Raw genomic sequence first — 4,324 nt, forward strand, 5'->3', positions numbered from 1 at the left:
GAGGGCTGGCAGAGCGTGCGGAAGGTGAAGGACGGCGAGACGACCGACGACCTGTATGCCTTCCTGACGACCGAGCCGAACGCCGAAGTCGGTGCGGTTCACCCGAAGGCGATGCCGGTGATCCTCACCAAGCCGGAGGAATGGGCGACGTGGCTGTCGGCGCCCTGGTCGGACGCGAAGGATCTCCAGCGGCCCTTGGCCGATGATGCTCTGGTCGTCGTCGCCCGTGGCGCGCGCCGGGACGGGCGAGCGGACGATATGAATTAGCGGCCCGCCGTCCCTCCCGTCGCTCGCTACACCGGGTCCTCGTCAGCGATCGTTCGCAAAGCTTCGAGGGCTCGGAGGCGCCCCTCCACCGTTTTGATCCTCGACCAAAGGTTCAGGCACTCATCCGCGTAGACGGGCAAGCTGTCGGTGAAGAACCGTTCGACGGGCACGCCGAGCGCATCGGCGATCCGTTGCAGAGTGGCCCGATCGGGCTCAGCGGATCTTGCCATGATGAGGTAGAAAATTATCCCGATAAAAATCGTTCCATAAATTCTTGTTCTGAGGCTCATCAGCATTGTGACAGGGCGAAGCCTATTCGACACACCCGGCGAAACGGGAGTATGTCTGACATCTGGCGCCCGGGCTTCAGCGTCACCGTGAGACCGAAGCCAAGGAGCGCCGAGGATGATCTTCGTCACGAAGGCGGACGGTGGCGTGACCTACGTCAGCCCCGAATGGACGACGTTCACTGGACAAGCCGCTGCTGAGGCTGTCGAGCGCGGCTGGTTCGGCCGCATCCATCCGGACGATTACGAAACCGCGGTCGCTTTCCTGCGTGACGCCCACGAGCAACAGAGCGAGTTCAGCCTTCGCCTCCGGCTCCGGCGCCCTGACGGGCACTACACCTGGGTGTTGATCGGCGCCGTCCCGTCCTTCGGGCCGCCCGGCAACACCTTCCTCGGCTATCTCGGATCAACGACCGAACTCGTCGATAGCGGATCCGAACCCCTAACTGCCTACGGCACGCTCGCGCGCTTCGCCCCACCGCCATCGCGCCAAGGGGCGCCACCCGTCTCGACGCTTGAACTCGTCGTCGACTACCTGCTCGTCGCCCACGGGCTCATCGAACAGGACCACGCCAAGGAGATGCTGCCAGCACTCCGACAGGCGCTGTGGGTCGCCGGTATGCTGCTCGCGCGGAACACTACCCCGCCTAAGCCGGGCGACCGCGTCCATTAGGCGGATGAGATGATCATCCTCGCTGCCTCGTCCGTTATCGAGCGGTAGGCTGCGCGACCGGTAATCGGCGATTGGGCTGGCCAGCGCCACGCTGCCCGCGATCGCGAGGCCAACTTGTTGGCTTTCATGCCTTGAGCAGCAACACCTTCGACGACGCACGCATCAACGGCGGCATCATCCACAAACCAGTGGTCGCAATTTCCCTGGAACCACCGACGATCGGTTAATTTAACCTACGTTGGAAATGCGCTGGAGCGCCCGCGTGGGCTTTACGATTGTGGACGGCAAGGATGACCACGAACATGAGGACGCGGTCCGGCGAGGCGTGGCTGATGGATTAGCTCGATTGCTGGGAGTGCCAAAGCACCCGGACAGCGTTCAAGCGATCTTGGACACCGAAGCCCGTGCCGATGAGGGCACCATCACCCCTCGAATTCCGGCCGCTGTAGCCCCGCCTCGAACCGGTCGATGAAGCACAGGTCGTCCCATAATTCCACAGCTTGGTCATAAGCCAAAACCTTGGCCGCTGCGATGGCTTCAAGGTCGCTACCAGCGAAAAGCGACAAATTCGCCATCACACGACCATCGCCGGTTACAGTCATGGCGCGATAGGCGCTCGGGAACTCAGGGTCGTCGAACAGGCGATAGCTGCGGACCATGCGCTCACCTCTCGTCCAGACAGGCGGGAGCGCGGTCATCGCTCAGCCGCTGACGCCCGAAGACGTGGTCAGCATTCAGTCAAGCCTAAAGCCTCTTACGGTAGAAGCAAGCGTCGGACAGGTCTGCTGCGCGCGCGGAGAGCCGCATCGACAGCCCCATTTAGCAGGGCTTCTGACCCGCGCTCCATTCGCCAGTCAGCTTCAGCGTCGCCCTGTAGATCACCGTCCCGGCTTCGTCGCGAACAACCGCAGAGAAGGTTCGGCCGTCGCCGTTCGGCATCTTCTCGCGGGCCATATCCGGCAGCGATGCTTGAGCCATCTGCCGAGCGGCTTCGGCGTCGGCCAGGATCTGGCCCTCCTCATCCTCAACAAACGTGTCGTCGTCGTTGGTGTCGATGAAGTAGCGCGGCACGGGGCACCCCAGCATGGTCATACGCCTCGCAAACCCCGATCATCTCCTCCGGTTGCCGGCGGTGAGTATTGGCGCTCTTCAGAAAGCGATGCCGGCCGGGCGGCCACCATCACGGGTCGCCCGGCCTTGAACTGCTCAGTGCAGCCGCAGCGCCTGATGGACCAGCCGTCCGTCGCAGGGTTTGGCGATGAAGTGGGCGGTCTCCGGCAGCAGCACGGCCTCGAGTGGCATGCTGCCCGAGCAGACGATGAACCGGGTTTCTGGCCAGCGCGCGCAGACAGGGTGCAGATCGCGGTTCCGACGAACCCGATCGTCAGCGATGAAGAGACCGGATCGGCCACTCTCAGCGCCACAAGGCGCTGAAGGTCCGCTCGAAGTCTCCGATCAAAGTCCGGTTGCAGAAACGGTGCAGGACGGGACCGTCGGTCGTTCCCTCGCGCATCTCGATCGCCTCGGTATTTTGGTCGTAGGAAAAGGTCAGATGGCGGCCGCCGAGAGTGGTCGAGAGGATAGCTTTGACGCCCGCCTCGTCCTGCGTCATCTCGGTCGACCCCGGCGCGCTGCGCCACATAATCCCGCCTAGCAGCGCGAGGGTGACCGCTCTCATCTGCAAGGCTTCACCTTCGGATTGTGCGATGACGCTCACCGCGTACCGCCGCACGGCGTCGAGGTCGGTCTTCTCGGACTTAACCGGAGCGAACATGTCCATCGGTCTATTCCCGTCTCGTCGTGATGTCCGTTGCGCCGGTCATGCTCCCTTCAGACGCGATCTCCGCCCGCGCCGCTGTGATGAATGCAGCGCGTTGATCTGCGTTCAGAGCGAAACAGTCGCTCATCGTGGATCCCTTCATAGGCGAAGGATCCTCCCACATCCGGTCGCTTGGACCGTTGTCGAGAAAGTTTTGCTGCGCTCGTTTAAGCACAGCAACCTCAATCGGATCGTCGATCGTCATCTCAGCCGCGATCATGAGTTCAATGCTCGGTTCCAGGCATATTCGGACGCGGCTCGCCGCCGTGATCCTTGATGAGGCTGGAACGTTCAGGATCGCCCTTCAAATCAGCGACCCGCTTCCGTGCGGCCAAAGCGAGCAAACCGACGCCTCCAATCGTACCGAGCGCTAAAAATAACAGAGATATACCGCTGCCCATGATCGAAGCCTTTGTCGAAAGAACCGCCAGCGGAAGGGCGACGGTGAGCATTGAGCTACGGATCGAACTAGGCCCAAGGTCATAAGTTGCTATTTTAATTAGTATCGATGGTGCGACGTTTTTTCTTAACATTTTTTATGGAGGATAAAAGCAGTCTTAGGCCACGCTGACCCGGATAACCCGGCCATAGCTCGGATTTTTATCGTGTATAATCCCATCTTTTCATCGGTAATGCTCGCGATCGAGTCGTGGCAGGTCATAGAGCTGCGCATGGTACGCCTCGCGTGGGGCGGCCGCGAGGGCCGAGCCGAGATGCAGTCAATGGTGGTCGAGAAGGTGCATGCCGCCGGTGAGGCGATCATCACGCTGATGCTCGGCGGCTCGCCCGAGACTGTCATCGCTCGCTACCGCGAACACGTCGCCTTCAATGCCAAGCGCCTGAAGGAAGCCTGAGCCCGGCGAGGAAGACCGACCCCGGTACTGGCGAGCTGGAACAGCGCGCTGCGGACGATCGGCCCGCGGTAGGCGGCGCAGTGACGGGCGATGTCGCGAGCGCAAGAGGCGGCTTTGCCCGCCGGGTGGTGAGCGACGTACACCGGGAGGGCTTCGCCGTGCTCGGGGGCTACAGGCATCGGCATCGTAGCCCTCGCATCTCCAGACCGCCCTGTGTCAGCGGCGGGTGGCCCGCTCGGCCTTGGCTTGCTCGCCGAACTCGGCTGCGGCGTCCTGGCACCCTGGGGATATCTGGCCGATCTTCCGTCGGAAGCAGGCTTCAACTGCGGAGGTATCATCGCCAGACTCGGGGCAAAGACGGCGATAGTCGGCCGTGCACGATGCGCGCAGCGCCGTCTCCGCCGGCCCCATCTGACGTCCTGCC

At 62.5% G+C, this 4,324-nt stretch carries 9 protein-coding genes and 1 pseudogene; 3 read left to right on the plus strand and 7 right to left on the minus strand.

Annotation, left to right across the window (positions count from 1 at the left end; genetic code table 11):
* The coding region (locus MKL01_RS13350) for an SOS response-associated peptidase family protein (RefSeq protein WP_243905705.1) at positions 1-267 on the plus strand (267 nt) is incomplete at its 5' end.
* Between the two features lie 26 nt (positions 268-293).
* On the opposite strand, the gene MKL01_RS13355 is transcribed toward MKL01_RS13350, so the two are convergent.
* Positions 294-563 (minus strand): hypothetical protein, encoded by a 270-nt coding sequence (locus MKL01_RS13355; RefSeq protein ID WP_243905706.1) that lies wholly within the window; start codon positions 561-563, stop codon positions 294-296.
* Between the two features lie 106 nt (positions 564-669).
* Between MKL01_RS13355 and MKL01_RS13360 the strand changes: the two are divergent.
* Positions 670-1,227: pseudogene (locus MKL01_RS13360) on the plus strand (PAS domain-containing protein); the annotation flags it as partial.
* A gap of 422 nt (positions 1,228-1,649) precedes the next feature.
* On the opposite strand, the gene MKL01_RS13365 reads toward MKL01_RS13360, so the two are convergent.
* From MKL01_RS13365 to MKL01_RS13385, 5 genes are all read right to left on the minus strand, one after another.
* Positions 1,650-1,886: a hypothetical protein gene (locus MKL01_RS13365; protein WP_243905708.1), complete on the minus strand. Its 237-nt coding sequence runs from the start codon at positions 1,884-1,886 to the stop codon at positions 1,650-1,652.
* A 160-nt stretch (positions 1,887-2,046) separates the two neighbouring features.
* Positions 2,047-2,319 carry a DUF6894 family protein gene (locus tag MKL01_RS13370; protein WP_243905709.1) on the minus strand — a complete coding sequence of 91 codons (273 nt, stop codon included), beginning with the start codon at positions 2,317-2,319 and terminating at the stop codon, positions 2,047-2,049.
* Between the two features lie 322 nt (positions 2,320-2,641).
* The gene (locus tag MKL01_RS13375; protein ID WP_243905710.1) at positions 2,642-3,007 is read right to left on the minus strand and encodes a hypothetical protein; all 366 of its coding nucleotides are present in this window, start codon (positions 3,005-3,007) and stop codon (positions 2,642-2,644) included.
* A 4-nt stretch (positions 3,008-3,011) separates the two neighbouring features.
* Positions 3,012-3,251 carry a hypothetical protein gene (locus MKL01_RS13380; RefSeq protein ID WP_243905711.1) on the minus strand — a complete coding sequence of 80 codons (240 nt, stop codon included), beginning with the start codon at positions 3,249-3,251 and terminating at the stop codon, positions 3,012-3,014.
* A 19-nt stretch (positions 3,252-3,270) separates the two neighbouring features.
* Positions 3,271-3,498, minus strand: coding sequence for a hypothetical protein (locus MKL01_RS13385; RefSeq protein WP_243905712.1), 228 nt, complete (start codon positions 3,496-3,498; stop codon positions 3,271-3,273).
* A 153-nt stretch (positions 3,499-3,651) separates the two neighbouring features.
* On the opposite strand from MKL01_RS13385, the gene MKL01_RS13390 reads away from it, so the two are divergent.
* Positions 3,652-3,900: a hypothetical protein gene (locus tag MKL01_RS13390; RefSeq protein ID WP_243905713.1), complete on the plus strand. Its 249-nt coding sequence runs from the start codon at positions 3,652-3,654 to the stop codon at positions 3,898-3,900.
* Positions 3,901-4,116: 216 nt separating this feature from the next.
* Here the strand turns inward: MKL01_RS13390 and MKL01_RS13395 are convergent.
* Positions 4,117-4,324: hypothetical protein (locus MKL01_RS13395; RefSeq protein WP_243905714.1), on the minus strand; the 208-nt coding region annotated here is incomplete at its 5' end.

The organism is Methylobacterium sp. J-070 (assembly GCF_022829385.1).
GTDB lineage: Bacteria > Pseudomonadota > Alphaproteobacteria > Rhizobiales > Beijerinckiaceae > Methylobacterium.